Raw genomic sequence first — 20,091 nt, 5'->3', positions numbered from 1 at the left:
TGGACGAAAAAAAACCGCCTTGCGGCGGCCGTTCTCAGTTGCGCGAGGCGCGTCACTGATGATTGATGCGGTTCAGCATGCGCAGGCGCTGATGCTGCCGTTCGCGGTGTTCCGCGGTGATGGTGTCGATCGGCTCGGGCGCAGGGGCCGATGCCGCGATCTTCGGTGCGTTGGCGTAAGCGCTCAGATCCCACGAGGCCTGTGCCTGCGTTGCGCTCTCAGCGATGCTGTCAGCGAGGCCGACGTCGACGGCTTCCTGCGCGGTGAACCACGTTTCGGCCTCCATGAACGCCTTCATTTCGTCGACGCTCTTGCCGCTGCGCTTTGCGTACTGGCCTGCGATCACGCCGTCGACCTTGTCGAGCAGCGCAGCGGTATCGGTCATGTCTTTCGAGTTACCGATTGCCATCGTCCAGCCGCAGTGGATCATGTACATCGCACCATCTGACATGATTACTTCGTCGGCCGCCGAGGCGATCACCGTGGCAGCACTGGCCGCGAAGCCGTCGATGTGCGCGACGACCTTCGCACCCGTGTCGCGAATTGCGGCTACGATCGACTGCGCAGCGAACACGTCACCGCCGGGCGAATTGATACGCAGGTTGAGCGTGCCGCCCTTGATGTTTCGGATCTCCGGCACGAGCGACTGCGCAGAAACACCGCCGCACCAGTATGCGGTATCGTCATCCGCGACGATCGCGTCATAGATGTACAGCGTCGCGTCGCCGCCGCTCATTTCGAGCGCGTGCGGACGCGCCGTCGGCCGGCGATTGCTCGTCAGCAGCTTGATCAACTTGCTCATGTTGCTCCTGGGTCAGGTTGGCCAGATGGCTCCGGCGCCGTTTCGCTCGCCGGCGCTGGTTCAGTGACTGCCGCCGTCTGCGTGACGCCCTGATTGATCACATCGCCGCCTGCGATCGGCGGCAGCAGCTTGATGTGGCGCACTTCGTTGACAGACATCCAGCCCGGCTCGCCAGCGCGACCCAGCGCGACGCGGAACGCGTCATTCTCGGTCTTCAGATCGCCGCGCTCCATGCCGGATACGTCGAATTCGCAGAAAAGGCGCTGACGCGATGGCCAGACCTTGCGATTGAATTCCTGATTGAACTTGACGAGATCGCGCAGCAACGTGAACTTCACAAAGCCGCGGCTCATGTTCTCTACTCCGCTGCCCCACGACGTCGTCTTTTCGGTCGAGCCGACCATAAATGGCGGCACGCCCAGAATGCGGCAGATTTCTTCGAGATCCCACTTGCTCGTCTCGAGGATCTGCGCATCGACCGGCGTCATGGTCAACTCCTGCACCTTCAAGCCACCGGTAAGGATCGCGGGCAGGTGCGAGTTCGCGACGCCGCTATGGCGCTCGCCCCACGTCGCACGCAGCAGCCGCGCCTGCTCTTCCGTCATGTTGCCGTCGGTCATGAGCGCGAAGTCGGGGCGCGCGCCGTTCGAAAAGAACCGGGCGCTGTATTCCGCTGCCGCAATCGAGGTTCCGACCGCCTGCCGCGCCGCGTATGTGATCGGGCTCGGGCTGCGGATTCCGTCGTAGCCAAGACTCGGCACGTGGATGATGTCGGCCGGATGCAGCACATACTCGGCACCGACCAGTGGCTGGACGCGATACCAGAGATCACCCTGGCTATCGCGAAACGGGAAGACTCGCAGCGGATGGTGTGCCCTGAACGACGAGATCGAACTGCTACGGAATGACGGGCGCACAATTTCGGCAAAGCAATCGCCGTAGAACAGCCGCGCCGAAGCCATGTATTCCCAGAAGACGGCGGCCGAGATGTCCGGTTCGGGCTGCTCGTTCAGCAGCCACCAGTACGGATGCTCGACGCGCGCGCGGCCGGTTGGCGTACGCTCATAGATCTGCATCGGTAGCGTCGAGAGCGCCCCTGCAATCAGCGCGACGCACGCATACACCGCTGACACCTTCATCGCGGTCGTCTCATTGACAACCGGGCCGGCGTTACTGACTGCGCCCCCGCCAATGATGTTCGCAAGCTCCTGCACGGTCAGCGATTGTCGCGTCTCGTTGAGATTGTTGACTCGCCCCGTCGCTTCAGGCCCATGCTGCGCTCGCCAGGCATTCAGCACCGACGAGCCCGGCGTCCGAGCTTTCGCCTGCGCTGCCTTGAATGCCTCTTCGCTCATAGGATATAGATTCCGGGTTGTGCCGCAGACTGCGGGTTCAGGCTGATCAGCGACACCGCATTGAACGTCGCCATCAGCGGGTCGATCTTTGCAGAGCCGCTCGCCTGCTTCGTGATCAGGATCGCGTTGCCGCGAGGCTCGACACGCGCGTTTCCGACGCACCAGGCCATCAGGCGCTGGCCGCCGTGCACGAGGACGCCTTCAGCGAGCTTCCGCTCGGTCGTCTTGATCGCACCGCCGAGCTTCCAGCCCTGCGAAATAGCGATTACCTTCTGCTCCGGCACGCCGCCATCTACCAGCGCATCCAGGATCGCGCCGATGCCAGCCGGGTCCACACCTATGCGGTCAAGCTTGCCGGACTGCTCGCACTGTGCGACATAGCCAGCCAGCTCGTCGACATCGTCACCGATAGCCTCGACCAACGTCAGATGGCCATCGCGCGCGAAATCCTCGAAGCGTGCTGCTTCGGCCTTGCGTCGCTCGAGCACAGACGGATGAGCCCATGCATGCGTCCAGAGCAGCCACTTGCCCGTCCCGGTTTCGCGGCCGGTCACCGCTAGCCCGAGCAAGTCATCGAGGCCGCCGCCGTCAATACCGACATCGATCACCTCGGATCGGGCTATCAGATCGTCCAGCGAGAGGCGCTCGACAGCCTGTTGCTCCCAAAACTCCGCGCCCGCCCATCGATCGCTGCGCAGCGCCAGCCCGATTTCGACATTGGCGTGCTTTGCGAGAAAGCCCCGGAACGACTCTTCGCCACCTTCCTTCGCTTTCCGGAATTCGCGTTCCAGAAAAGCCTGGTCGACCGAGTAGCCAAGGTTTGGATTCACCATCCCGAGGTTCTCAGCGAGGAGGTGCTCTTTGCGCGCGACCATTTCGGGCGGGTGCTCAAAGATCACCGGCACAAAACACGGATCGTTAATCTTGCCGTCGCGCACGTCACGCGCGTAGCGCAGCTTCTGCAGGAACACGCCAGCCGGTGGATCGTCGGACTGTGTCGTGAGGTAGATCACGAAGCCTTCTGGCCGCGAAGCAAGGCCACCGATCGCCTCGCGCAGCATGTTTTCGGCGTTCGGCTGCTTGCCGAACAGCCAGACCTCATCGACGAGCGTGCCGACGCTCTTTTTGCCACCCACCGTGTTCGAGTCTGCAGCCACCACCTTGAGCGTCGCGCCAGTCGTGCGGTGCGTGATCGTCTTGATGTGGGTCTGCACCTGGAAGAGGTCGTCGAGCTCATCCTCGTGCTTGACCATGTCGCGGCTCGGCGCGAAGCTGTTCCCGGCAACCTCAATCGTCGGCGCGAGAATCGCGTATTCCGCCGACATACGCCAGTTCAGGATCATGGCCGTCATCATGATCCCCGCGGCCAGCGTCGACTTGCTGTTCTTCTTGGGGATGCAGACGAACCACTCAGTGATCAAGCGTCGCCCGCTCTCAGCATCGTAGGCGCCGAAGATCGAGGCGACCAGGTCGAAGACCCATTGCGCCGACGACTCGCCGAACGTCGGGCTGCCCGGCGCGTCGACGATCTTGAGCTGCTTGAACACGGCCAGCGCGTGCTCGGCCTGCTCGGGAAAGATCGGCGGCGGGATGATCGACTCGCCGGCCTTGAGCCGCTCGGCCCAGTCTGGGCATGCAGTCGACCATTCCATGCGTCACTTCCTGTTGTTCACGACCAGCTTCGGCGGCGTCAGCGCGCCGAACTTGCTCGCGGCTTTCTTTGCCGCCTCCGCTTGCGCGTCCTTTTTTCCGCCCTCGCCGAGCTTCTGGTGAAAGAACGGCATGAGCGTCTGCGCCGCCGTCACGCGAAGCTTCGGCTCGGTGTTCTGGTCATTCATCGCCGCGAGCAGGAACTGCTTCGGGTCCGAAAACGTCAAGATCGCGTCGAGATCGAACCCGGCCGACACCGCGGCCTTTGTGATCGCGTCGTTCTCTTCGTCGGTCGGCGGCGCCGGCGGCGCTCCCTTCCCTGCGCCCTTCTTTTTGCGCTGGGCCAGATAGCCGACGACATCCTTGTCTTTAACAAGGCGCGATCCGGCGGCCGACGCCGTCGCGGCGCTGTATCCGGCGGCGATTGCCGCGTCCCTATTGGACTTGCCGGCCAAAACAGCATCGGCGAACGCGCGCTTTTTTGCTGTTAAAGCCATTAACAAAATCTCCAAACGGGGAAATTTTCTCCGCGTGCGGGAACGCGCGGTGTCCCGCCATGCGAAACGCCAGACTTTCACACCCCCCACCCGCAAATGCGAATCAGTCGCATCTACCTCAGCCGCGCCTGACTGCCGGTTGTTGAGAATGCGAACGACTCGCGGCTGCCTGTCAGCGTGTGCGGGCGCGCGCCTCGTCGGCAGTCTTCAGCTTATGGCAGTCGTCGCACAGCAGCTTGAGGTTGCTGTCGTCGTTGCTTCCGCCTTGCTCGAGCGGCACATCGTGGTCGACCTGGTCGCGCCACGGCAGCCACACACAACCGCAGCGTTGGCACTTGAACTGCTGTTCGATAGCGATGCGCTTGCGCGTCTTGACCCAGCGACTGCCGCGAATGCGCGGCGTCGTGCCTGCCTTCGCTTCCAACATCGGCACGCGCGTGGCTGTCAGCGACTGCACGCGCGGCTTGAGCGTCGTTAGCTTGCGACTCATGCGAAGTGCAGCCGCGTCGATCAGGCGGCCGGTTGCGCTGCGGCGTCAGCAGCAGGTGCCGGGTACGCGGCAGCAAGCGCGGCATTCGTCGCGGCCTGCACTGCGTCTGCGCTCAACGTGGCGTCGATCGCCTTGAGTGCGAGAGCGATCTGGATTGCGGTGTTGATGTTGGGATTCACGGCGGCTCCAATGATGGCAGTGACGAGATTGGTTGCGGGTTCCACGAGATCGGCAAGCGTCTTGCCTGCGTCGTTCGTGAGATCCGTCTTGATCTCCGAAACAATCGTCTCGGCTTTCTGTTCGATGGCCGCAGCCTCGCTCTTGAACCACGATGCGATCTTCTGAAAGAGGGCTTTGAGCATGGTCACGATCTCGACGCAGAAATGAAAAAACCCGCTTGGCTTTCGCCTTGCGGGTTCGCTGTACGCACGATTGGTACGGTATATGAAAACGCAGTTTATGCGAGGATTTCTCGCACGTCAAGCAGTCCTCACTAGCATCCCGACTTCGTCGAGTCGTTCACTGAGCGCCGTCAATCCGTTCTTCTCCAGCTCGCGAATCCATTTGCGGATGGTCGTCGCGTGTCTGTTCGCCGGATGTTCGTCGATGCCCAGCTTTTCCGCTTCGTCGAGCACGTGGATCTTTTCGCCGAAGTGCTTCCGGAGAACTGCCGCGCGGAACGCATGCACAGGGAGCACATCGCGCGCCTCGCGCGCCACCTGATCGGCGAGTTGCGAAATCGCCTCGCGGAACAATTCAGTCATTCTCCAGCCGCGGCAGCATGGACTGCCGCAATTGCAACTCTCGCTTTTGATCGCCTTGCGCGCCACCAACGCAACGATCTGCCAGTAGTCGAGCGTAGCAATCTCGGCGAGTACCATGCCCGCCTGCCCCGCGCCATCCAGCCCGACGAGGCCGCGCCCGCTTCCGTACGCACCTTGCTGCAGGATCTTCGCCATCGGCGACAGAGCGTATTGCTGGCTCGAATAGTTGCACGCGAACGTGATCGCCTCTTCTGCGCTCGTGAAAATGCCTTCGTGTCGTGCGTTCATAGTCACCTTGTGGTTTGTATTGTGTTCGGTCACATGACGACCGTGAAGTGAATGCCGTGGTGCGTGAACCAGTCGCCCAGCGCGTGCCGCAAGTCGAGACTGTTCGGCCACGCGTATTCGATCTGGGTGTTGCCAACCGACGTCTCGCTGATCTCGCCGCTGAATGGGCAGTCGTCGAACGCGATGAGCTGCGCGCCGGTCACCGTGTCGCGATGGCGCAGAGCCGACTCGATCAGCGGCTCTGGCACGTCGGCGTATTGGATATAGGCGTGTGCGGTCATTCGCCAGCGACCTCACCAAGCGTTTCGTGGTGCACCGTGACTATCACCAGAGCTTCTGCTTCTGTGACGAGGTTGCCACTCGTGCGCGTGCTCAACTCGACTCGCAAACCGATATTCGCGTCTTGCGGATCGACGCCAATCTCGCGGCAGACCTCTTCCCAGATCAGCCGCTTGATCTCGGGCGTGCGCAGCACCGTGCGGTGCGTGGTCGTATTTGTGCGGCTCGTGATGACCTTGATTTCGCTCACGTTGCTTCCTCCAGTGACAATTCCAGTGCGCCGCTAGCGATGAACTCTCGCAGCGCTTCCTTGTTCCCTTCGTGCCGACCAATGTCCGCCGGCAGCCATGCATAACCGTCTTCGGTCCTGCGCTTGTCTGCTTTCCCGAGAAAGCGACTCAGGTGCTCGGGCACCAGCACAAGCGCGGACACCGCCCACGGATTGAGCCAGTTCGGCTGATACCGCGATGTGATGCGCCGCACTGCGCGCACCGTGGCGCTGAAGAAGTACGACGGCGGCGGCCCGCTACCCATGCGGCCGATGTGCTTCGAGTGATCCGCCGGCAGGCTGAGTTGCACTTCGAGGATCACTTGCCGCCCTCCTGACACGCCCACTTCCGCTCGCCGCTAGCCATGAACGGCGCCAACGACCGTTTGTTCATCGCGACGCGCGCCGTGCACTGCAGGACGCTTCCCGATCGCCACGTGTGCAGCCGCCCCGAGATCCCTTTGCGGTAATGCGGCGGAATGTAGGCATCCACCAGTACGACGTCATCGCTCGCAACGCCCTTCGTGACCGAGCGCCGCACCACGAACACCGTCGTCTCGAATGACTGAACCTGCGTGCCGCGCCTCGTCTCGACTTCCACATCAATCAGCAGCCTCAAGCGATCACCTCCTGCAATACCATCTTTCGTGCGCGCACTGGCAGCCACGCCTCGAAAGCAACATCCCACGCAGCGAACTTGAACTCGCGCAATCCCGTGCCTTGGTCGATCAGCGCATGACAATTCGCGCAGCCTGGCACCGTGAATTCGTGTTTCGCCTTGATGCCCATCCCCTTGCCATGCTTCGCCTGATTCGAGTGACACGGCACAACTGTGTCGCCGCCACCCAGACAACCGCGCATCCGCAAGAAGCACGGCTCACCGCGACACGCCGCCAGATACTTCGAACCTTCCGCCACCGTTGGCTTCTTCACGCGGCTCTTGAGCGTCGAGCGGCGCTGCGCCATGGCGCGATTCGCGAAGCTGCTGAATGGCGAGTCGGGCTTGCGCTTAAAGCCGGTCCGCTTCATCGGCGCCGAACGCTTCATCCGCGCTCCTGCAATGCATGGATCTCGACCGGCACGCCACTCGCAGCGATCAGCGACGCGCGCCCGGCAGCCCAGAAAAAGAAGCCGACAGCACGCACCGCGTCGGGTACGTCAGCGCGCCCAAACTCGCGCACGAACCATGCGTCGTACTCTTCGCGCTCGGTCACGCTGCCACCTGCTCGACGAGCGATGCGAACGGGTTGAACGAACCGCTATTGCGAATGCGGCGGCGTGCGCGATAGGCGCGCGCGACCTCTTCCCGCGTCTTCGGTGCGGGCTTCGGCTCGTCGGCCTTCGTGCCGACTTCCCATTGCGCCGCCCACTTGTCGAGCGAGCGGGCCCAACCGCCGATGCGGAACTGCTTTCCGTGGTACTGCTTGAGCAGCTGCCCGACAGAACGCAGGTTCGCGCCAGTGGCCGCCGCCAGTTCCTTGACGGTCATTGGTTCGGCGTGCGCACGCAGCACTCGCTTGATCGAAGGAAGCAACCACGAATAGCCGGTTCTCCCCTTACGGCCGCGCGACGAAGCTGCAGTCAGCCCAAGCCGCTGCGCCTCAGAGCGCGCCGAGCTGTAGCTGCGGTTCGGTAGGAGGCGATCGAGCGCCCGCTTCAGCGATTCCTTTCCGCGCCAGATTCTTCGCAGGGTCGCGCGCTCTTCATTCGACCAGGCGTCTGCTGCCGTGAGCGGAATGCCATGCTTCGATGCGTAACACTTCGCGCCTTCGTAAGTGCGGCCGGGCAAGCGGTGCATTTGCGACAGCAGATTGATCGCGTTCTTGCTCACGTCGAGCAGCACCTGCTTTTCTTCTTCAGTCCACTTCGCAGCCATCAGATTTCCTTGATGGTGATGTCGTGCACGGCCAGCATTTGCTTGCGCTTCTGCACATACGTTGTGTTTTTGCGCGTTGCCTCCGACTTCACGTCTTCGACCACGCGATTTCCGGTTGCAACGTCGACATAGACGAAGTCCGCCACGTACTTCGAGGCGCGCTCCCACGTGCCGTCGGCGCGCTGCTTGCGCGGCGTGAGTACGAACGCAACCTGCAGCTCGAGATCGCGAATCGCGCCGGCCGCCTGCAACTGGATCAGGTGAAACCAACGCGAGCGCTCTTTCTCGCTGTCGAACTTGATGCCGTTGTGCTCGCACTTACGGTTGCCGTACTTCGAGCCCTTCTTCGGCTTCGCCATGCACAGCGACGGAGCTGCATCACGGCGATACGCGGGCGTGAGCGAAGCGCGCGCGCCGTCGCCGTCGGCGATCTCGTCGAAACCGTGCGAGGGCTGCGTGCCGAACTTCTCGGCCAGCTTCCGCTGCGCGTAGCCCACGCTCGGCGCGTCGTCACGCACGCGCGCTGTGCCGACTGTCTTCGTACCGGGTGGCACGACCATCGGCCACGATGTGGTGCGCTTCGTCATTGCTTCTTCGCCTCCCAGCGCGGCGGCTTCACGGTGCATGCCTGGTGGCCGGGCACGAACACGTATTCAGGCTTCAGCGCGCAGTTGCGATAGCCGAGCCGATACATCTTTTCGTGGCCGGGCTTCGTCGTTGCGTGCGCACAGTCTCGACAGGCGTTCATGCGGCCTCCGTATTGCCGTTCTTGTCGCGCGGGATGTCGTTGAGGTACGCGTACAGCGCTTCGCCACGCTCTTCGCTCTCACGGCTGACTGCCGCAAGCAGGTACTCCATCCAAGCGCCGGGGCCGAGCACCTTGCAGACCTTTGCCTTGAACTGCTCGAAGTACTGGAAGCGCGTCGGATCGATGCCGTGGCGCTTGCCCTGCTCACGCCAGCCAGCCTCGCCAGTCCACCACCCATCCGGTGCGCCGCCAGTCGCCACAGCGCCCGCCGCCGCGTCCTTCGCTTCCCAGATGCCGGTCCAACCGCGAAACACCGACTCTTCAACTGCCGTGGCGACGTCATGACCCAGATCGCGGATCTTCGCCAGCTTCTTGAGCGTCACCTTGGCAGCCGGGCGCGTCCAAGGGATGTCTGCTTTCTTCTCTTTCGCCTCGCGGTGCTCGCACCAGTCAAGCCACGCATCAGCAGGCAACCAGTCGGGCAGTTCGATCTCACGAAGTTCGAGATGCAACGCAGTTCGCGGCGAAGTCCGCGCGAATTGCTGATCTACTGCTTTCTCTTGCTCTACTAAAGCTATCTTGGTGTCGAAATTTGGAGGGGCTTCGGGTGAAATTTCACCCCCTTCAACGTGGGATTTGGAGGGGCTTGAAGTGGAATTTGGAGCCGCTTGAATATTCGAGGGGCTTGAAATTTCACCACCCTTAGAGGGTTGAGATTTCGAGGGGCTTCGTTTTCCACCCCTCTTCGCCATGAACTCTTCAAGCGTCGGCGGACTCAGCGAGATCGCTTCACCACGACCGTCGACGGCTTGCACGATCGTCGCGCCAGCCGGAGCCAGCATTTGATAGACGATGATGCTCTGCGTGCGGCCGAGGCGCTTGTCCGTTTCCAGCAGGTAGCCAAGCTCGATCAGCTTGTTGCGTGCGCGACGGATCGTCTGAATGTTCAGCTCGGTGTCGAGCTCAAGCTCTTCGTTGGTGACCCACGTCGAATAGTCCTCGCTGGCCCAGTTCGCGTAGGTCTTCAGCAGCGTCTTGGCCGACGAATCGCCGACTCGCTGACGCTTGGCCCACTGGTGCGCGTATCCGCTCATGGCGCCCTCAGTTCGCCGCCGGCAAGCCGAGCGTCTCGTTTTCGTGGCCCGTAGCGGCGCACTTACGCGTGCCGAACACCGCGAGCTTCCCTGCATCGATCAGCGCGCGTACGCGGCCGCAGACGCTCGACAGGCGCAGATTCGTGCGGTCGGAGATGTCCTGCCGCGTCAGGCGCGTTTCCGGCGCCGAGAATAGGTCGATGATCATTTGCTTCTGCGTGCGGCGCGTGGCCGGGTCGAGCGCGTCAAACGCCGCCAGTTGCGTTGCTGTGGTTCGCATCACGATTCCTTCGTCTGGGTTGCCGGGCTGGCTTCGCCCGTTTTGCACATCGCTGCTTCGACGCGAACGACCAGATCACGCTTCACGCTGATCTCGTCGACCAGGCTATTGCGCAGGCGCGGCAGCTCGCCCGGGTCGATACCGTCGAGCAGATCCGCCGCGGCTGCTTCCGTGCGGTGATTCACACGTACGATCGAGCGAACGATTTCCTGCGCGTTGACGTCGTCGTCCGCGTTAGATTCCACGACGCGCGCCGAAAGACCGGCAGCCGAGAGGATTTCGTTCGCGAGCGCGATACGCATGTCGACGGGAAGAGCCGCCAGAAGCGACGGCAGCATGTTCACCGACAGCAGGTTGCTGTCCTTCTCATCGTCCTCAAGCCAGCGATAGACGCGGTCAGCGTTCGTCTTCTGGCGCGTCACAATGTCGTGGTGATCGCTGAAACGCACGTTGATGCGACGCTCTGCGCCGATCCGCACGTGTGCCTCGACGATCTCTTCCACTACCGTCTCGCGCGACCAGCCGCGGGCGTTCTTCAGGTCGGTCACAGTCGCTTTCGCGGCTGCTATCGGGCTTCTGTGCGAAAGGGTTCGCATGATTTGTCAATCTCCGTGGCATACAGTCCCTATATGCGCTGAGGACTACTAACTCCACACTCAGCGATCAGGGGATAAGAGAAAAATGAAAACGTTGCTACCGGTTAAAGCCGGAACTGCTTCGGGCCGTGCCAGTGCGGCCTTTTACGATCGAGGCGCGGGGATTCGCCTCGTATCTCTTTCGCGCGCTCCGTTCGATGGAGCTGCGCGAACTCAAACAATGTCAGCAGCCAGCGCGCAAGCTTCATTCGTGTTCTCGCTGCTGTTGCTCGCCTCGCTCGTGCCGGCGCTTGCCTGAGAGATACGCGTGGCCTTCTCGACCGTTGCCCAGTCCACATGCTTAACGAAGCCCTTCATCGGGATGTCGCGCACCGGCTGGTGGAAGAAAACGCGCTGCGAAAGCGTTTCGGCAGAGCCGCTCTCGACGTGCAGCGCTTTGCCGTTCTCTCGTTGGATCTGCTCGATTGCTTGGTTGAGGTAACCGTGCTTGGCGGCGTTGCGAAGCAGTTCTTGATGTTGCGGAAGGTGCATGGGTGCTCCGGTCCTTGTAGGTAATGCTGATGGTGCCGTTATGCCGCCGCTTTGGCGGCAAGTTCCGGCCAGATTTCATGCCAGTCGGCAGGACGAAGGTCGCGGCGCGTAACAGCGCCGCTGGATTCGCGCTCGATCGCAACGCAAAGCTTTTCACCAGCGATGCGCTGTCCGTAGACGATGTTCCGAAGGAAGGCATGCGTCGTACCGCACCGAACGGCGAACCGCTGGCGATCTAGACCTGGCATTGCCGCCAGAAATGTCTTGAGCTTTTCCATGACGCAATCATACACCGTTCGGTGAATGATTCAACACCGTTCGGTGAATTTCACCAAACGGGTACAGGTGGTCTAATTTGCGCATGACAAACGATCCGACCGACATCCAAAGCGTCTTTGAGATGCGCCGCCGTGCATTGGCCGATTTGGTCGACGCCCACAGTCAGGCCGAGGTGGCGAGACGCACAAAAAAGGCGGACCGCCAGATCAGTGACATGGTCGCCGGCCGGAAGGCGTTCGGCGAGAAGGTGGCGTTGGAGATGGAGTTGGCATGGAGCCAATCAGGGTCACAAGGGGATCGAATTGATCTACTTGCACCCCGTCGACTCGTTACCGTGAAGATGCCCGAGGGCTGGGGTAAGCTCGATGAGATTCAGCGAGCCAAGGCAGAGGCGTTTATTGGTGGCCTGCTAGCACAGGCAGATGCGTTTGCCGCTCCAGCATTCCGTCCCGAGCTGCCGAACCTTCCGCATAAAGGCTGACCTCTTCGGGGTGGCATCGCTCGATCGGCTCGAGCGACGAGTCAAAGAAAATCACCTGGCTTGCCGACTGGCTCCAGTCACCATGCGTCGTCCATCCTTCTGTCGGCGCACCCATCAGCAAAACGACCCATTCGCTCTCGGAACAGGGGGAAAGAACCAGCACGCGCCGCTCTATGAGCGATGGGTCAACCGATCGCACCACACGCGCCAAATCCCCCGGGCGGCACCTCAATTTGCTCTCGCCGCTGTTCCCACGCCCCATGTTCCCTCCCCGTTAGTTACCGGACGCTTTAATCAAGTACTGTATGTAAACACAGTATCAGGTAAGTCGTTCGCCTGCTACATGAAATAGGGCCACCCATTCGGATGGCCTACATAGTTTGAAAATTGTAAGGGTTAACCACAACCCACCCAACAAGCGGTGTGTTGTGTAATTTCCCCGCCATTATTCGCGAGAATCGGGCGTTGACGATGCCGAATCAGGCATCAATGATGCAAATTGAATAACTTTAAACGGGGCAGCATGAAGAAAAACCTATCGGCCAGGAGCGACCTAAGCGCAATCGTTCTCGCGTCAATCCTTACGCTTTCGTTAACGGACGCCTACGCACAAACTAAACACAGTGCAAAGGGACCGCGTACCAGCGCGAGTGCGACTAAAGCAACCGCAGCGCCGCCCGCGCCAACTGGCCCTGTCGGCATTGGCGCGCTCAAGATCGGGATGACGCAGTCCGCCGTCGAGGCGCTGACAGCTGCAGACGGCATCTATGCGGTTGAACCACTAGCAGTGGACACGCAGCAGAACGCCACCGCCGGGGACGGAGCCGCGCGATATACAACTCGCATGATGACGCCGCTAGACGCCAGCAAATCATCCAGGGTGCGGCTCACTTTTCGGGATGACAAACTGAGCGGATTCTCCATCGAAATCGACGATAGCCCGTTTGATCAAGCGCTGGCACAGCTAAGCTCAAAATATGGCTCCGGAGAGTTCAGCGACGATCGGAAGGATGAGCAATGCGTTTACCGCAACGGGGCCAATTTCAAGGTCAACTCGGGATCGGTGACGCACAGATGGACCCAGCGCATAAGCGATCGGGAACAGATTAAGGCGGCGGCCGTCGCTTACACCATCGCGTTTTGCCCGCCGAGTTTGTCAGGCCCGAGCCTAGACCCCACCACCGCACACTTCATCTCGATCAGCGACGTTCAGGTAGACCCAACCCCGAAACCTAACCCGTTCTGATCCCCTTCTCCACCCCGGTGCGTCCGGGGTTTTTTGTGTCCACCTTCCAGCGCCAAGGCGCATTGCAGATCCAGATAGTTCCCCGGGCTTCTTCCGCTGTTACAAATTTCTCGGTGATATTCACCGTTCGGTGTTGACATGATTTACACCATTTGGTGTAATGTCTCCACGCACTCACCGAAGCACTGAGCGGGAGCGCCTGAAGCACCAGTCGTCGCGGCGACTCTCCAAAAATAGCCCGTATGGTCTCCTTCAGGTTGTGTGGGATAGGCGCTCCCGCTCAGTGCTGCGATAGCTAACGGAGTTTGAGAGATGAAAACGTTGGATTGGAAGCTAAGCAGGCAGATGGCCGGTCGGCACGTCATCGATGTCGAGTGCGTCCAACGCGGCCTTTCGACATTCGGCGTTCGCACAAAATACCGCCAGGAGGTCGCCGGAATTGGCGGCCGTGACAACACCACGGAGTTTGCCGCCTGCCGCGCTCGGCGAATCGATCGTCGCGCAATGGATACGACCGGCCGGACGCAAGTCACTCAGGTCGATGTCGTCGCGGTAAAGCGCGAGGTCGTGAAGCACGACTGTGAGCTCTTTCCCGTCGACAGTACACGTAAAACGGTTCGGGTCTGGGCCCGGAATGCGATCGCATTCGGATTCCATATTGATCTCGGTCTTGTGGACGTTATGGCCAAGGAAGAGAGGCGTGCCTCTTACTGCTGTGGAATAAACGATAGCACGATGCAATCGCTGCGCCGTAACCACCTCCACGACAACGCCTTGCTCGCCGCGTGCGATGAGCTGTACGGCAAGCTGACGCGCGTGGCCGCTGTTGGTCTGCTCGGCACCGCTATCGGCGTGACCTGGTATCTGCTGGTCGGCCTGCGTGCAGGTGCGTGATGGCAACGATCAAACTCTTTCTGCAGATCACCGGCGCTTTCGTTCTCGTCATCGCTCTGCTCGCCCTGCAGGCGACGCTCGATGAGCACGACGAAGATCCGCTCGTAATCTGCCACGTACATCGCTGCACCTGATCCCGAAAAGGCTCACCAATGGACAACGTAGAAGTGGTTTGCATCGCAGTCCTTATCTGTTTGGCTCTTGGCGCTGGCGTCGCGCTCGGCGTGGCGAAGCTCCTGAAGCGCGAGCGCAAATCGCTGCCTTACGTCGGCCCGGCCATCGTCTACGACGCGGAGCCCTACCCGCGCGCATGGGAGTGAGAACGATGCGCTGCCATGTCCGCTGCCGCCACTGCGCAACGCGCCGCTGCCTGAAGCGAAAGCTTTCCGAATACCTGCGCGTGCCCACGTGCGAAGTCTGCGGAAAGCGCGACTACCGCGTCGATCGCTGGATGAACCGCCGCAACACGACGCGCATGACGTGCACGTGTGCGGGCTACTGGTTCCCGCATCGTCAGGGCTCGCTGTTTTGCTGGAGTCGCGCCGATGGCACCCAGCGCTATCCAGGCGATCCGGACTTCGCCGACCGCAATTACGACGGCCTAGCCGCCGCATAGAACAGTTTCGCGACGGCGCCCCCGTGGGTGGCGTTGTGTGTCTTGGCCGGCGCCCGTATGGGCCGGTCCTTTTTCGAGATCGACATGAGCACCACAGCACAAGCGACCCCGTATCAGATCGAGCTGCTGCCGCCTATGCGCGGTTCCGGACCAATGAGGACATCAATAGCAGCCTGTCCTGCAATTTCCCCAATGAGGTATGCCCAGCGCTTGGTGAAGGGACCATGACGCACCGGGATAATTGCACCGTCCAGGCTCGCGCGCCCGACATTGTGACCCGTGATCTGGACCGTCACGCTGTACATGTCCTCATCGACCTGTGTCAACGCGACGTGGATCTCGAAACCACGATAAGTCATCACTCGATTCATGGCCGTGTCCACGTCGAGGGCAAAGCGCGCAACACAGACCACAACGATATTTGGGCCCGCATAAACCGCCCTATTTTGAGGTACGCAGTGAAACGAATCGCTCTAGCTGACGTTGTGCAGGTTGCGCAGTTTTATCTCGTTCATTATGTCGCGCCTGCAAACCCCGAACGCAACCTCAAACGCGTCCTCCACATCCTCGAACGATGTGGCGGTATAGCGGAATCTCGCCGGATGAATAAGTTTAGCCGTCGAAGATTCTTTGTAACCAAGGGGCGGCACGATGTAGTAGCGCGATTTTCCTGTCGCGGGCCTAGTTTCGACCGATGCCGTCATTTGCCAGCCATTGAAGGCGTCAAGGCGCGTTTCCATAAATCCTCCCATCGAGAGCTGGGAAGACCGTCGCGAGATCGAAAGTTCGATTCCCAAACCCATAGTGCGCCTTATCCCAGCCCGTCACAAGGCATATATGCAAACGTGATTGCAGGGGTCTCGCAATGCCTATGAGGACACTACCGGTGCTCCTCGCAGCCACGGCGACCGTGACTGCAGCGTGCCTGTCAGTCATGGCGGGATGGCAGCGTGGCGGCCTGCTCCCCGAGCGAGTGCTGTGGATCGCTGTGGGAGTCGTACTGGTTGTCGCCGCCCACGTGCTCCCTGCCCTCTGCCGTCCGCATGGGTGGCGACTACGCACGCTGGGCGCGGCCCTGTGGGTCGGCTGCATGGCCGCCACCTGCTATGGCCATGCCGTCTTCTTCCTGATGGCGCAGAAGCATGCAGGTGAGTTGCGCGCCGCGGCAGTGCCGGTCGTGACTGTGACAGGCCGTGACCTCGCCTCGATTGCTCATGACCGAGCCGACGCAGTAACGCGACTGGCCCGCGCCACGGCGCGCCGCTGTGTCGAACCGTGCACGAGTCTCCGAGTCGAGCGCACTACCCTCGCCGCAAAGCTGGAAGCGATCGACGCCGAGAAGGCCGAGGCGATCCGCACCGAGGTAGCGCAGGACCGCGCCGCCGCCGCTCGCGCTGCTGCCCTGGCTGATCCGGTGACCGGCGCCCTGACCGCGTTCGGCGTGGCCGCGCCGCGCGCCGAACTCGTGACCGGACTCGCGTTCGCTGCCGTGCTTGAGGCTGTCGCCTGCTTCGCCTGGCTGCTCGCGATGCGCCCTGCTGCCGTGACTCAAATCGCGGTAACGCCCGTCCAGCAAGGCAGTCACGCCGAAGTAGTAACGGCGGTCACGCCCGAGAGTAACGCCGGCGCGCCAGTCGCGATGCCGGTCGCTGTCGAGTCAGCCCCGGTGCTGCGCCTACCCGTAGTCGAGCAGCACGACGATGTGACGCGAGTCATGACCGCAGTAGCCGCCGGAACGCTGCGCGCAACCGTGACCGAGATCCGCAAATTCCTGGGCTGCTCGCAGTCACGCGCCGCATCAGTCCGCAAGCAGCTTGAAACCCAACCGATTGAGTGAGACCGCCATGCGAATCAACGTGTACAGCCAAGAACTGACCGACGAGGTCAAGCTGATCGAGAAGCAAGCCGACACCGGCGTCGTCTACAGCGCCGTCCAACTCATGCTGCATTCATCCGATCGACTGCACAACCATCCCGGCGATGACGACCGCAGCGCGGTGACGTTCTGGCTGCCGAAGTCGGCGCACCGCCGGGAAGCGCTCGCACTGGCGTTCGAGAACATGGCTAAGCAGGTGCGCAACGCACGCGACGAAACCGGCCTCGACTAATCGCCGCCTGACTCCTCATATATACCGGGCAAAAGACATGAGCGCGTCTCAACAAGTTAACGCCAATCGACGTCGTACCTCGCTTGCAGATCAAGCAAAAATGCTTCAAGTGCTTCCGCGCAAGCGATCTCGTCATGATCGTCACCGGACCGGCGGTAGCTTCCCGTAGTCCAGTTCGCTCCATTTGCTCGGTCAGGATCGCGAGCAATAGTGTTGAACCTGATATTCCGGCAGTCGTCCAGCGACTCCATGTGGTCGTTGATGATGCTCAGCAGTTCGCCTTGGTCGATTACTTGGCGCATCGTGCGCTCCAACTTGGTTGTGGAGACTTCAAGGTAACAGCGCGAGCGGCAAAGCACAAACTGGTCGGCGATTTGCACTAGAGACCTCGCCTTAGGAACCTGACGAGCGACATGTCGCTGCTACTTCGAATGTCAGTTTCTGAATGATGCACTCAAGTGCGAGAACAAATATCTGATAACGAGGAATCGATGGATACGAATCAACTCAGTGCTCCCGCACGCATACACACTCGCGCCGTCAGCGCGGCGCTCCCTTCCGATGCAGCGCAAGCGCCAGCCGTACCGGTCGAGTTGCTGGGCGTCGAGGAACAGATGAAGAACGGCGATGGCTTCTGGCGCACCTGCTCGGGTTGCCACGAAACCGAGGACGGCCGTGATGTCGGCCACTATCCGTTCAGCAACGTCTTGAACTGCACCCTCGGTGGCGGATGCTCGGAATGCGGCGGCATCGGCGCGATTTGGGATAACACCGACTATGACGATAAGGCCGATTGGATCGAGCGCAGGGAGCGGGACACCGAAAAGACCATCGACGCGATCATGGAGCAAGCGCAGGTCTTCGCGTCCGCATGGTCGCTCGTCGGTGGCGTATTTGACTCGGGAAACGCGCTCGAAACAGCCGAGCAGGAAAAGGCAGCTTTGCGTGAAATGCTCAAAGACGCCGCTCCCGTCGCCCCTGCTGCGGTAGCGCCGCTGCTGAATGCTCCCGATGGCGAAGACCCGATGAAGCACGGCGATCGGAGTATCGAAACCTCAGTGAAGCGTCTGACGGAAGCGTATTGCAAGCAGCAGCCGTTGCCCATCCCTGACCAAATGGCTCTTGTTTGGAGGTTCGATATTGGGCGACTGCGCAACGACTGGATCCGCTTGAATGCGTGGCAAGAATCCCAGCTCGCCGACCGCCGCCCAGCAAAGAGCCACTGCCAGAACGGCGGCGATGTCTGCCTCGCAGGCAACCGTGACGGCGTTTGCTGCCCTGAGGACTCGTGCGACATCGACGATGGAATCCGCGCGGCAGTACCGCAAGCCGGGGCGGCGCTAACGGATGAGCAGCGCGCCGACATTCAGAAGGTCATCGATTGTCTGGAGCCTGATGACTGGTGCGGAGACGAAAGCATCATGGCCGTGCTGAACAGAGTGCTCGCCGCCCATCCCTCCGATCAAGGTAACCGCACTCCCATAGACGGAGACCGAAACGCCCGAGGCAATTAGCAGATGGAGCAAACGATGAGCGACTACCTGACCTCAACCGAACTCGCAGACCTCATCGGCTGCAAGTCGAACCAGCGCACGATGATGATCAACTGGCTGGCCGACAACCGCTGGAAGTACGTCATCGACCGCAACGGCATTCCCAAGGTCGCACGCGCGTTCCGCGACCTGAAGCTTGGACTCAGCACCGACACCAAAGCAACGAAATATGACAATGGGCCGAACCTCCAGGCATTCGCCTAAATCCGCCGGCAAGAACGAACCCACCGGAATCGACCGGCTGTACAAGCGCACCGGCGTACGCAAAGTGTCTTTCTGGTACAAGTTCCCCGACGGTCGCAGCGAGACATTCGAAACTGCGGTGCGCGGCGATCGCGCGGCGATCCACGAAGCGGAGCGCCGTGCGAAGCGGCGCGCCGTCGACGTACAGGAAGGACAGATCATCGCAGGATCGGTCGCCGACGCGATCGACCGCTTCCGCACTGAATACGACGTGAACCACTTTCGCGATCAGTCCCGCGACGGCAAGTATGTGCGCGAGTCCTATTACGAGAAGCTGACGCGCTTCTTTGGCAAGATGGCGCCCGCGCGGCTGGAGACGATCCACGGCTACCAGTATCTCGACGCGCGCGCCGCCGCCGGTGCGCCGATGGGCGCCAACAAAGAATTGGCGCTGATGCAGACCATGTGCAACTACTGGATCCGTTGGGGGCTGATCAAAATTAATCCGTTCGTCGGCATGATGCTCAACCAGGGCGATCCTGACGTACGCACAGTCACGAAAGCAGAGATCGTTCCGTTCTACCTATGGGCCGTGCGGCAGCCGCAGGCATACCGGACGATGGGCGTCGCGGCCATGTTCACCTACCTCACCGGCTTTCGCGCGGCAGAAGTGCGGCCGTTCCATATGTCGGGCCTGACCGAAGCCGGCGTGCGCGTCATCTCGGCGAAGCGGAAGAAAGGCGAGGCTCAGACGGTCAAGCTGCGCGAGTGGTCTATGCGCCTTCGGACTGTCGTCGAGCGCGCGAAGCGTGACCGCAAGGTGGCGAGCATCTACCTGTTCCCGAACCGGCGCGGCCAGGCATATTCGAAAAGCGGTTGGACCTCGGTGTGGCAGGACGCGATGTATGCATACATCGGCGAGTTCGATCCGGCGATCGCGCGCGAATTTGAGGCGAAGTGCAAGCGCGAGGCCGCGCAGCGCCGCGGCGAAAAGGCGGATGACGTTGCGCTGAAGCTCGTCGAGCATCCGGCGTATTTCGCCCTCTCGGACGTTCGCCCGGCCGCCATTACCGCGAAGCTCGAAGCGCGCGACGCCGATGCCTATGACTTCGCCGCTCACGCCAATCCGAGCACGACACACAAGCACTACGACCGCCGGAAAGTGAGGCGCGCCAGCGCTACTGAATGAGGGTAAAATGCCGCAAGTTTTTCG

General features: G+C 61.3%; 35 protein-coding genes. 11 read left to right on the top strand and 24 right to left on the bottom strand.

Going from position 1 to position 20,091, the window contains the following annotated elements; translation table 11 throughout:
• Positions 1-52: 52 nt before the first annotated feature.
• The 21 genes from JMY28_RS15610 to JMY28_RS15510 form a co-directional block, all read right to left on the bottom strand.
• Positions 53-802 (bottom strand): head maturation protease, ClpP-related, encoded by a 750-nt coding sequence (locus JMY28_RS15610; protein ID WP_201696833.1) that lies wholly within the window; start codon positions 800-802, stop codon positions 53-55.
• A complete protein-coding gene (locus tag JMY28_RS15605) occupies positions 799-2,157 on the bottom strand; it encodes a phage portal protein (RefSeq protein WP_201696832.1) in 1,359 nt (452 codons plus the stop codon). Before JMY28_RS15605 ends, JMY28_RS15610 begins: the two co-directional genes overlap by 4 nt.
• The gene (locus tag JMY28_RS15600) at positions 2,154-3,809 is read right to left on the bottom strand and encodes a terminase large subunit (protein ID WP_201696831.1); all 1,656 of its coding nucleotides are present in this window, start codon (positions 3,807-3,809) and stop codon (positions 2,154-2,156) included. Before JMY28_RS15600 ends, JMY28_RS15605 begins: the two co-directional genes overlap by 4 nt.
• A 3-nt stretch (positions 3,810-3,812) precedes the next feature.
• Complete coding sequence (locus JMY28_RS15595; RefSeq protein WP_201697025.1) at positions 3,813-4,304, bottom strand: terminase small subunit; 492 nt, start codon at positions 4,302-4,304, stop codon at positions 3,813-3,815.
• A gap of 172 nt (positions 4,305-4,476) precedes the next feature.
• Positions 4,477-4,794, bottom strand: coding sequence for an HNH endonuclease (locus JMY28_RS15590; protein WP_236596883.1), 318 nt, complete (start codon positions 4,792-4,794; stop codon positions 4,477-4,479).
• 20 nt (positions 4,795-4,814) lie between these two features.
• On the bottom strand, positions 4,815-5,156 hold the full coding sequence (locus JMY28_RS15585) for a hypothetical protein (protein WP_201696830.1): 342 nt from the start codon (positions 5,154-5,156) through the stop codon (positions 4,815-4,817).
• 117 nt (positions 5,157-5,273) lie between these two features.
• Positions 5,274-5,753: a hypothetical protein gene (locus JMY28_RS15580; RefSeq protein WP_201696829.1), complete on the bottom strand. Its 480-nt coding sequence runs from the start codon at positions 5,751-5,753 to the stop codon at positions 5,274-5,276.
• 122 nt (positions 5,754-5,875) lie between these two features.
• Complete coding sequence (locus JMY28_RS15575; RefSeq protein WP_201696828.1) at positions 5,876-6,127, bottom strand: phage portal protein; 252 nt, start codon at positions 6,125-6,127, stop codon at positions 5,876-5,878.
• A complete protein-coding gene (locus JMY28_RS15570) occupies positions 6,124-6,375 on the bottom strand; it encodes a hypothetical protein (RefSeq protein WP_201696827.1) in 252 nt (83 codons plus the stop codon). The genes JMY28_RS15575 and JMY28_RS15570 overlap by 4 nt, the downstream gene beginning before the upstream one ends.
• Complete coding sequence (locus tag JMY28_RS15565) at positions 6,372-6,716, bottom strand: hypothetical protein (RefSeq protein ID WP_201696826.1); 345 nt, start codon at positions 6,714-6,716, stop codon at positions 6,372-6,374. Before JMY28_RS15565 ends, JMY28_RS15570 begins: the two co-directional genes overlap by 4 nt.
• A complete protein-coding gene (locus tag JMY28_RS15560) occupies positions 6,713-7,012 on the bottom strand; it encodes a hypothetical protein (RefSeq protein WP_201696825.1) in 300 nt (99 codons plus the stop codon). The genes JMY28_RS15565 and JMY28_RS15560 overlap by 4 nt, the downstream gene beginning before the upstream one ends.
• Positions 7,009-7,422: a DUF1364 family protein gene (locus JMY28_RS15555; RefSeq protein WP_201697023.1), complete on the bottom strand. Its 414-nt coding sequence runs from the start codon at positions 7,420-7,422 to the stop codon at positions 7,009-7,011. Before JMY28_RS15555 ends, JMY28_RS15560 begins: the two co-directional genes overlap by 4 nt.
• Before the next feature lie 14 nt (positions 7,423-7,436).
• Positions 7,437-7,607 (bottom strand): hypothetical protein, encoded by a 171-nt coding sequence (locus tag JMY28_RS15550; RefSeq protein WP_201696824.1) that lies wholly within the window; start codon positions 7,605-7,607, stop codon positions 7,437-7,439.
• Positions 7,604-8,269, bottom strand: coding sequence for a hypothetical protein (locus tag JMY28_RS15545; protein WP_201696823.1), 666 nt, complete (start codon positions 8,267-8,269; stop codon positions 7,604-7,606). Before JMY28_RS15545 ends, JMY28_RS15550 begins: the two co-directional genes overlap by 4 nt.
• Positions 8,269-8,856 carry a DUF1064 domain-containing protein gene (locus JMY28_RS15540; protein WP_201696822.1) on the bottom strand — a complete coding sequence of 196 codons (588 nt, stop codon included), beginning with the start codon at positions 8,854-8,856 and terminating at the stop codon, positions 8,269-8,271. Before JMY28_RS15540 ends, JMY28_RS15545 begins: the two co-directional genes overlap by 1 nt.
• On the bottom strand, positions 8,853-9,017 hold the full coding sequence (locus tag JMY28_RS15535) for a hypothetical protein (protein ID WP_201696821.1): 165 nt from the start codon (positions 9,015-9,017) through the stop codon (positions 8,853-8,855). Before JMY28_RS15535 ends, JMY28_RS15540 begins: the two co-directional genes overlap by 4 nt.
• Positions 9,014-10,111: a helix-turn-helix domain-containing protein gene (locus JMY28_RS38940; protein ID WP_236596882.1), complete on the bottom strand. Its 1,098-nt coding sequence runs from the start codon at positions 10,109-10,111 to the stop codon at positions 9,014-9,016. Before JMY28_RS38940 ends, JMY28_RS15535 begins: the two co-directional genes overlap by 4 nt.
• A 7-nt stretch (positions 10,112-10,118) precedes the next feature.
• On the bottom strand, positions 10,119-10,391 hold the full coding sequence (locus JMY28_RS15525; RefSeq protein ID WP_201696820.1) for a hypothetical protein: 273 nt from the start codon (positions 10,389-10,391) through the stop codon (positions 10,119-10,121).
• Positions 10,391-10,987, bottom strand: a complete 597-nt coding sequence (locus JMY28_RS15520) for a hypothetical protein (RefSeq protein WP_201696819.1) — start codon at positions 10,985-10,987, stop codon at positions 10,391-10,393. Before JMY28_RS15520 ends, JMY28_RS15525 begins: the two co-directional genes overlap by 1 nt.
• 213 nt (positions 10,988-11,200) lie before the next feature.
• Positions 11,201-11,518: a hypothetical protein gene (locus tag JMY28_RS15515; protein ID WP_201696818.1), complete on the bottom strand. Its 318-nt coding sequence runs from the start codon at positions 11,516-11,518 to the stop codon at positions 11,201-11,203.
• Between the two features lie 38 nt (positions 11,519-11,556).
• Positions 11,557-11,796: a transcriptional regulator gene (locus tag JMY28_RS15510; protein WP_236596881.1), complete on the bottom strand. Its 240-nt coding sequence runs from the start codon at positions 11,794-11,796 to the stop codon at positions 11,557-11,559.
• An 83-nt stretch (positions 11,797-11,879) separates the two neighbouring features.
• Between JMY28_RS15510 and JMY28_RS15505 the strand changes: the two genes are divergently transcribed.
• From JMY28_RS15505 to JMY28_RS15485, 6 genes are all read left to right on the top strand, one after another.
• The gene (locus tag JMY28_RS15505) at positions 11,880-12,278 is read left to right on the top strand and encodes a hypothetical protein (RefSeq protein ID WP_201696817.1); all 399 of its coding nucleotides are present in this window, start codon (positions 11,880-11,882) and stop codon (positions 12,276-12,278) included.
• Positions 12,279-12,801: 523 nt separating this feature from the next.
• A complete protein-coding gene (locus JMY28_RS15500) occupies positions 12,802-13,524 on the top strand; it encodes a hypothetical protein (protein WP_201696816.1) in 723 nt (240 codons plus the stop codon).
• A 312-nt stretch (positions 13,525-13,836) separates the two neighbouring features.
• Positions 13,837-14,418: a hypothetical protein gene (locus JMY28_RS15495; protein WP_201697037.1), complete on the top strand. Its 582-nt coding sequence runs from the start codon at positions 13,837-13,839 to the stop codon at positions 14,416-14,418.
• Positions 14,418-14,552 (top strand): hypothetical protein, encoded by a 135-nt coding sequence (locus tag JMY28_RS39340; protein ID WP_268960641.1) that lies wholly within the window; start codon positions 14,418-14,420, stop codon positions 14,550-14,552. The genes JMY28_RS15495 and JMY28_RS39340 overlap by 1 nt, the downstream gene beginning before the upstream one ends.
• A gap of 18 nt (positions 14,553-14,570) precedes the next feature.
• Positions 14,571-14,738: a hypothetical protein gene (locus tag JMY28_RS15490; RefSeq protein WP_201696815.1), complete on the top strand. Its 168-nt coding sequence runs from the start codon at positions 14,571-14,573 to the stop codon at positions 14,736-14,738.
• Between the two features lie 5 nt (positions 14,739-14,743).
• The gene (locus JMY28_RS15485) at positions 14,744-15,034 is read left to right on the top strand and encodes a hypothetical protein (RefSeq protein ID WP_201696814.1); all 291 of its coding nucleotides are present in this window, start codon (positions 14,744-14,746) and stop codon (positions 15,032-15,034) included.
• A 113-nt stretch (positions 15,035-15,147) separates the two neighbouring features.
• Here JMY28_RS15485 and JMY28_RS15480 read toward each other — a convergent pair whose 3' ends face one another.
• A complete protein-coding gene (locus JMY28_RS15480; RefSeq protein ID WP_201696813.1) occupies positions 15,148-15,405 on the bottom strand; it encodes a hypothetical protein in 258 nt (85 codons plus the stop codon).
• A 102-nt stretch (positions 15,406-15,507) separates the two neighbouring features.
• On the bottom strand, positions 15,508-15,774 hold the full coding sequence (locus JMY28_RS15475) for a hypothetical protein (RefSeq protein ID WP_201696812.1): 267 nt from the start codon (positions 15,772-15,774) through the stop codon (positions 15,508-15,510).
• Positions 15,775-16,124: 350 nt separating this feature from the next.
• Between JMY28_RS15475 and JMY28_RS15470 the strand changes: the two genes are divergently transcribed.
• Both JMY28_RS15470 and JMY28_RS15465 read left to right on the top strand, forming a co-directional pair.
• Entirely contained in the window at positions 16,125-16,871 is a 747-nt protein-coding gene (locus JMY28_RS15470; protein ID WP_201696811.1) for a hypothetical protein, read from the top strand.
• Positions 16,872-16,878: 7 nt separating this feature from the next.
• Complete coding sequence (locus tag JMY28_RS15465) at positions 16,879-17,142, top strand: hypothetical protein (protein WP_201696810.1); 264 nt, start codon at positions 16,879-16,881, stop codon at positions 17,140-17,142.
• Between the two features lie 56 nt (positions 17,143-17,198).
• Here JMY28_RS15465 and JMY28_RS15460 read toward each other — a convergent pair whose 3' ends face one another.
• Complete coding sequence (locus JMY28_RS15460) at positions 17,199-17,522, bottom strand: hypothetical protein (RefSeq protein ID WP_201696809.1); 324 nt, start codon at positions 17,520-17,522, stop codon at positions 17,199-17,201.
• A 111-nt stretch (positions 17,523-17,633) separates the two neighbouring features.
• Here JMY28_RS15460 and JMY28_RS15455 point away from each other — a divergent pair, with 111 nt between their 5' ends.
• Genes JMY28_RS15455 through JMY28_RS15445 form a run of 3 tightly spaced genes read left to right on the top strand, consistent with a single transcriptional unit; the run spans position 17,634 to position 20,067 of the window.
• On the top strand, positions 17,634-18,656 hold the full coding sequence (locus JMY28_RS15455; protein WP_201696808.1) for a hypothetical protein: 1,023 nt from the start codon (positions 17,634-17,636) through the stop codon (positions 18,654-18,656).
• 15 nt (positions 18,657-18,671) lie between these two features.
• The gene (locus tag JMY28_RS15450) at positions 18,672-18,899 is read left to right on the top strand and encodes a DUF4224 domain-containing protein (RefSeq protein WP_201696807.1); all 228 of its coding nucleotides are present in this window, start codon (positions 18,672-18,674) and stop codon (positions 18,897-18,899) included.
• Positions 18,871-20,067: a site-specific integrase gene (locus JMY28_RS15445; protein ID WP_201696806.1), complete on the top strand. Its 1,197-nt coding sequence runs from the start codon at positions 18,871-18,873 to the stop codon at positions 20,065-20,067. Before JMY28_RS15450 ends, JMY28_RS15445 begins: the two co-directional genes overlap by 29 nt.
• The last annotated feature ends 24 nt before the right edge of the window (positions 20,068-20,091 follow it).

The sequence above is a fragment of the Paraburkholderia hiiakae genome (genome assembly GCF_904848665.1).
GTDB classification, from domain to species: Bacteria; Pseudomonadota; Gammaproteobacteria; order Burkholderiales; family Burkholderiaceae; genus Paraburkholderia; species Paraburkholderia hiiakae.
This window is presented reverse-complemented; position numbering and strand designations above follow the sequence as displayed.

Excerpts from the sequence above, each read along its gene's own strand:
- JMY28_RS15610 (WP_201696833.1), bottom strand. The coding sequence starts at position 802 with ATGAGCAAGTTGATCAAGCTGCTGACGAGCAATCGCCGGCCGACGGCG.
- JMY28_RS15605 (WP_201696832.1), bottom strand. The coding sequence starts at position 2,157 with ATGAGCGAAGAGGCATTCAAGGCAGCGCAGGCGAAAGCTCGGACGCCG.
- JMY28_RS15600 (WP_201696831.1), bottom strand. The coding sequence starts at position 3,809 with ATGGAATGGTCGACTGCATGCCCAGACTGGGCCGAGCGGCTCAAGGCC.
- JMY28_RS15595 (WP_201697025.1), bottom strand. The coding sequence starts at position 4,304 with ATGGCTTTAACAGCAAAAAAGCGCGCGTTCGCCGATGCTGTTTTGGCC.
- JMY28_RS15590 (WP_236596883.1), bottom strand. The coding sequence starts at position 4,794 with ATGAGTCGCAAGCTAACGACGCTCAAGCCGCGCGTGCAGTCGCTGACA.
- JMY28_RS15585 (WP_201696830.1), bottom strand. The coding sequence starts at position 5,156 with ATGCTCAAAGCCCTCTTTCAGAAGATCGCATCGTGGTTCAAGAGCGAG.
- JMY28_RS15580 (WP_201696829.1), bottom strand. The coding sequence starts at position 5,753 with ATGGCGAAGATCCTGCAGCAAGGTGCGTACGGAAGCGGGCGCGGCCTC.
- JMY28_RS15575 (WP_201696828.1), bottom strand. The coding sequence starts at position 6,127 with ATGACCGCACACGCCTATATCCAATACGCCGACGTGCCAGAGCCGCTG.
- JMY28_RS15555 (WP_201697023.1), bottom strand. The coding sequence starts at position 7,422 with ATGAAGCGGACCGGCTTTAAGCGCAAGCCCGACTCGCCATTCAGCAGC.
- JMY28_RS15545 (WP_201696823.1), bottom strand. The coding sequence starts at position 8,269 with ATGGCTGCGAAGTGGACTGAAGAAGAAAAGCAGGTGCTGCTCGACGTG.
- JMY28_RS15540 (WP_201696822.1), bottom strand. The coding sequence starts at position 8,856 with ATGACGAAGCGCACCACATCGTGGCCGATGGTCGTGCCACCCGGTACG.
- JMY28_RS15535 (WP_201696821.1), bottom strand. The coding sequence starts at position 9,017 with ATGAACGCCTGTCGAGACTGTGCGCACGCAACGACGAAGCCCGGCCAC.
- JMY28_RS38940 (WP_236596882.1), bottom strand. The coding sequence starts at position 10,111 with ATGAGCGGATACGCGCACCAGTGGGCCAAGCGTCAGCGAGTCGGCGAT.
- JMY28_RS15525 (WP_201696820.1), bottom strand. The coding sequence starts at position 10,391 with ATGCGAACCACAGCAACGCAACTGGCGGCGTTTGACGCGCTCGACCCG.
- JMY28_RS15520 (WP_201696819.1), bottom strand. The coding sequence starts at position 10,987 with ATGCGAACCCTTTCGCACAGAAGCCCGATAGCAGCCGCGAAAGCGACT.
- JMY28_RS15515 (WP_201696818.1), bottom strand. The coding sequence starts at position 11,518 with ATGCACCTTCCGCAACATCAAGAACTGCTTCGCAACGCCGCCAAGCAC.
- JMY28_RS15510 (WP_236596881.1), bottom strand. The coding sequence starts at position 11,796 with ATGGAAAAGCTCAAGACATTTCTGGCGGCAATGCCAGGTCTAGATCGC.
- JMY28_RS15505 (WP_201696817.1), top strand. The coding sequence starts at position 11,880 with ATGACAAACGATCCGACCGACATCCAAAGCGTCTTTGAGATGCGCCGC.
- JMY28_RS15500 (WP_201696816.1), top strand. The coding sequence starts at position 12,802 with ATGAAGAAAAACCTATCGGCCAGGAGCGACCTAAGCGCAATCGTTCTC.
- JMY28_RS15495 (WP_201697037.1), top strand. The coding sequence starts at position 13,837 with ATGAAAACGTTGGATTGGAAGCTAAGCAGGCAGATGGCCGGTCGGCAC.
- JMY28_RS39340 (WP_268960641.1), top strand. The coding sequence starts at position 14,418 with ATGGCAACGATCAAACTCTTTCTGCAGATCACCGGCGCTTTCGTTCTC.
- JMY28_RS15490 (WP_201696815.1), top strand. The coding sequence starts at position 14,571 with ATGGACAACGTAGAAGTGGTTTGCATCGCAGTCCTTATCTGTTTGGCT.
- JMY28_RS15485 (WP_201696814.1), top strand. The coding sequence starts at position 14,744 with ATGCGCTGCCATGTCCGCTGCCGCCACTGCGCAACGCGCCGCTGCCTG.
- JMY28_RS15480 (WP_201696813.1), bottom strand. The coding sequence starts at position 15,405 with ATGAATCGAGTGATGACTTATCGTGGTTTCGAGATCCACGTCGCGTTG.
- JMY28_RS15475 (WP_201696812.1), bottom strand. The coding sequence starts at position 15,774 with ATGGAAACGCGCCTTGACGCCTTCAATGGCTGGCAAATGACGGCATCG.
- JMY28_RS15470 (WP_201696811.1), top strand. The coding sequence starts at position 16,125 with ATGGCCGCCACCTGCTATGGCCATGCCGTCTTCTTCCTGATGGCGCAG.
- JMY28_RS15465 (WP_201696810.1), top strand. The coding sequence starts at position 16,879 with ATGCGAATCAACGTGTACAGCCAAGAACTGACCGACGAGGTCAAGCTG.
- JMY28_RS15455 (WP_201696808.1), top strand. The coding sequence starts at position 17,634 with ATGGATACGAATCAACTCAGTGCTCCCGCACGCATACACACTCGCGCC.
- JMY28_RS15450 (WP_201696807.1), top strand. The coding sequence starts at position 18,672 with ATGAGCGACTACCTGACCTCAACCGAACTCGCAGACCTCATCGGCTGC.
- JMY28_RS15445 (WP_201696806.1), top strand. The coding sequence starts at position 18,871 with ATGGGCCGAACCTCCAGGCATTCGCCTAAATCCGCCGGCAAGAACGAA.